This window comes from Neobacillus drentensis (assembly GCF_036966985.1).
Lineage (GTDB): Bacteria > Bacillota > Bacilli > Bacillales > Cytobacillaceae > Neobacillus > Neobacillus drentensis_E.
In genome coordinates this window covers 820-4706 of record NZ_JBALSN010000053.1, presented here as the reverse complement: position 1 = coordinate 4706, position 3887 = coordinate 820, and the positions used below count along the sequence as shown (strand labels likewise).

Below are 3887 nucleotides of genomic sequence, written 5' to 3'. Positions count from 1 at the left end.
CACTAACCTGCTCCTTTAGTTCAATAAAAAAGAAGGCTGCCGCTGGCAATGAAACCTACTAAATCTACTATATACGTAATCCATGCAAAAACATTTTTCCTCATTATTTATCACCTTAGATTCCCATATTTATCACCAAACCGCTGCTTCTAGTATTCCGTTTATTTTTCTAAATTTTAACATATCAGTTCTTTTACAGTTGTTTTTTTTTAAAACTTATTGAACAAAAAAGCCATCGAAATAACAGCTTGATCCTATCATCAATTCGCCCCTTAAAATTTAGTGTTAAAAGATATTACCCATTGATTATTAAATCTAATTAGGTTTATTCCATTCCATTTAAGTATTGCAAAGGAATTTGATATCAACAATCAATAGTTAAAGGAATTTCATGCGCATTATGCCACATTACGATGTGAGCTATTTTTTGCCTCACTAATTAGATATCTATATCTAAAGATGGTTTGGCGTAATGAAGAAAAAAGAGATTGGGGTTGCCATGCCTCAATCTTTAACTCTCTGACAATCGTTGTGGGCATAATCAACTGTCAAGACGAGCCTTTTTCACCCATCCATTTAAAGCATTCAACATAATAAATTAGAGTATGGAACCGCATTTGGTACCATACTCTTTGTTACAACTTACTATCCGTGGATTTTACTATTTCTTCAATCAGTTCTTTATCATCTTCTATTAAACCTTTAGTTGAATTTTTAAATTCCCTCAATGATTGGCCGACAGCACGAGCAAGTTCCGGAAGTTTTTTAGGTCCAAAAACGATTAGTACAAGTACTAGGATTAATATTAATCCTGGAATCTCAATATTTTACAAAAATCCCCGTTCCTTTTCAAAAATATTAAATTCCTCATACATTTCCTGCTCCCTTTATTCTAAATTCCACTAATCTGTCAAAAGCCAAGGATTAAATTTTGATTAAAATCGTAAATCAAATAGGATTTCATAGTAAAATCATCAAGTGCTTTACTTCCCAGTTAGGAGGCATTTATGAATTCATTTTTTCATTATGTAAAATCTTTATTCTGTCATCCTACCACAAGGTGGATGATGAGATTGTTATTTTATTTTTTAATTCTGTTAGGCTTACTAACAATTTATGGATTTAAAAATTCCGGTACTTTTATTTATAACGAATTTTAGAGGTGACACCATGAATTTTTATTCACAACTACAAAAATGGTCTGAATTATATCCTGAAAAGACCGTTTTTTCATGCGGAAATGAGAGCCTTACATATAGGCAGCTTTATAATATGTCCGAGTCTTTAGCTTATTTTTTAAACAATCTTTTGCTGGATGATTCTACTCCTATTGTGGTTTATGGTCACATGGAACCATTAATGCTTGTTTGTTTTTTAGCATGCGTTAAATCAGGTCATCCGTATATTCCGGTTGATACATCTATTCCAGATGAAAGAATTGCAAAAATTATAGAAGATTCTGGAGCTAAAATGATGTTATCACCTATTGATCTGCCTCAAGTAGGTTTGGAACATTTATCCCATCCTTTGAATGGAGATCGTTTACGAGATGCACTCGTAAAGAATCAAGGAAAAACCGTTTCTTCCGAGTCATATGTTCTCAATGATGAAAACTTTTATATCATCTATACGTCAGGGAGCACAGGAAATCCAAAAGGTGTCCAAATTTCTTACAACAATTTAATGAGTTTTACTCACTGGATGACGAATGACTTCGGTTTAGCAAACCATCAAGTCTTTTTAAACCAAGCACCTTTTTCGTTTGATTTGTCAGTGATGGATCTGTTCCCTAGTTTATTCTTAGGAGGAACCCTTTGGATGCTGCCCAAAGAGTATGTGGCAGCACCTAAAGAATTATTTTTATCGCTTGAAAAGTCCTCCGCGAATATTTGGACGTCTACTCCATCCTTTGTGGACTATTGCTTATCGGATGAACAGTTTTCAGCATCTCTACTCCCTGAATTAACAATATTTTTATTTTGCGGAGAAGCATTACCAAGTGCAACGGCTTTAAAATTGAGAAAGAGGTTCCCAAATGCCACTGTATTCAATACGTATGGTCCTACTGAATGTACAGTAGCAGCAACAAGTATCAATGTGGATGATTCCTTGATTGAAAAGTACGAATCATTGCCAATTGGCAGTTCGAAAAAAGATGGCGAAGTTTATATTCTGTCAGAATCACTTGATGAACAACCAGATGGGGAAAAAGGTCAAATTGTTATAACCGGACCTCATGTGAGCAAAGGGTATTTGAATCAACCAGGTTTGACTCGTAAATCATTTTTCGTCCTCAATGGGCAGCCTGCTTATAAAACAGGAGACCTTGGCTATAAAAAAGATGGATTGTTATTTTACGCAGGAAGAATGGATTTCCAAGTGAAAGTGAATGGATACAGAATGGAGCTTGAAGAGATTGAGGCACAGCTTTCTTCCCTGCCGTTAGTACAAAACGTTATGATTGTACCTAATTACAAAGACGGGAAATGCGAATTTTTAACAGCGGTGATCGTCCCAGCTCCACATAAATTCGAAAAGGAATTTCAACTTACCAGTCAGTTAAAAAAAGAATTGCGTGCTCTATTACCGCAATACATGGTACCGAGAAAGTTTGTTTATCGCCCAGCTCTTCCTATGACGAATAACGGCAAGGTAGACCGAAAAAGAGTATTACATGAGGTTACTGCATGACGCCCTATGCAACTTTACTTTATTTTATGATTGTTGGCATCTTGCTTATCCCTGTCGTAGCAGCGGGATACCGGCAAAAAAGGTTAGATTGGTATAACCCTCTCGTTACGTTTGTCGTTCTCTTTATGGCATTCTCAGCTGACCTTCATCAAGCGTATTCCTTTATTGCCTATGTCATTTGGGAGATCATCCTTGTTTCTGTTTATTTACGGTATCGATCAAAGCGAAATTCGTCACTGGTCTTTTATCTAGCTATTTTTCTATCCATCATCCCTTTATTGTTCATAAAGATCCTGCCTGCCTTCGAATTGAATTACTGGTTTGGCTTTTTAGGAATTTCTTATTTAACCTTTAAAAATATCCAAATGGTCATTGATATTCGAGATGGCTCGTTAAAATCTTTAACCTTAAAAGAACAGCTTTCGTTTTTATTGTTTTTTCCCACTATATCCTCCGGTCCAATTGACCGTTATAAACGCTTTAAAAAGGATATAGATAATGTTCCAACCAGAGAAGAGTATCATGAGCTTCTTTATAAAGGAATTAATAAGATATTTTTAGGCTTTTTATATAAATTTATTATCGGGTTTCTTATCAATAGTAAACTAATTTCAACCCTTTTTATCCAAAATCATACGCCGCTATCCGATATTTGTTATATGTATCTGTACAGTTTATATTTATTTTTCGACTTTGCTGGCTATAGCAATTTTGCCATCGGTTTCAGCTATATTATGGGGATTAAAACGCCTGAAAACTTTAATCTTCCTTTTATGAGCAGAAATATTAAAGACTTTTGGAACCGTTGGCACATGTCACTTTCATTTTGGTTCCGGGATTATGTGTACATGCGATTTGCCTTCATGATGCAAAAGAAAAAGTGGATTAAAAACCGTTTCACCATTTCCTATCTCGGTTATCTGCTTCTCTTTTTATTAATGGGTGTGTGGCACGGTCTAGAACTTCACTATATTGTGTATGGATTATATCATGCTCTGTTAATCATCAGTTTTGATTGGTTTGAACGAAAAAACAAAAAATATTCATTCTGGAAAAAGAATAAATGGACACATGCAATCGCAATTGTCATCACCTTCCACTTCATTTGCTTTGGATTTTTAATCTTTTCCGGTCGATTATTTTAATATATTAGGAGGAATGATCATGTCAGTTAAAGAGACAGTATTAGATATTTT

The 3887-nt window shown here is 34.8% G+C and carries 4 protein-coding genes; 3 read left to right on the top strand and 1 reads right to left on the bottom strand.

What is annotated here, in order from left to right; genetic code table 11:
- Positions 1 to 635: 635 nt before the first annotated feature.
- The gene (tatA, locus tag V7659_RS03880) at positions 636 to 824 is read right to left on the bottom strand and encodes a twin-arginine translocase TatA/TatE family subunit (RefSeq protein WP_335538243.1); all 189 of its coding nucleotides are present in this window, start codon (positions 822 to 824) and stop codon (positions 636 to 638) included.
- A gap of 183 nt (positions 825 to 1007) precedes the next feature.
- On the opposite strand from tatA, the gene V7659_RS03875 reads away from it, so the two are divergent.
- From V7659_RS03875 to dltB, 3 genes are read left to right on the top strand one after another with little or no spacing between them, the layout of a single operon-like run.
- A complete protein-coding gene (locus V7659_RS03875) occupies positions 1008 to 1160 on the top strand; it encodes a teichoic acid D-Ala incorporation-associated protein DltX (protein WP_081416022.1) in 153 nt (50 codons plus the stop codon).
- Between the two features lie 10 nt (positions 1161 to 1170).
- The gene (dltA, locus tag V7659_RS03870; RefSeq protein WP_335538239.1) at positions 1171 to 2691 is read left to right on the top strand and encodes a D-alanine--poly(phosphoribitol) ligase subunit DltA; all 1521 of its coding nucleotides are present in this window, start codon (positions 1171 to 1173) and stop codon (positions 2689 to 2691) included.
- Positions 2688 to 3836, top strand: a complete 1149-nt coding sequence (dltB, locus tag V7659_RS03865; protein WP_335538238.1) for a D-alanyl-lipoteichoic acid biosynthesis protein DltB — start codon at positions 2688 to 2690, stop codon at positions 3834 to 3836. The genes dltA and dltB overlap by 4 nt, the downstream gene beginning before the upstream one ends.
- Positions 3837 to 3887 lie beyond the last annotated feature (51 nt).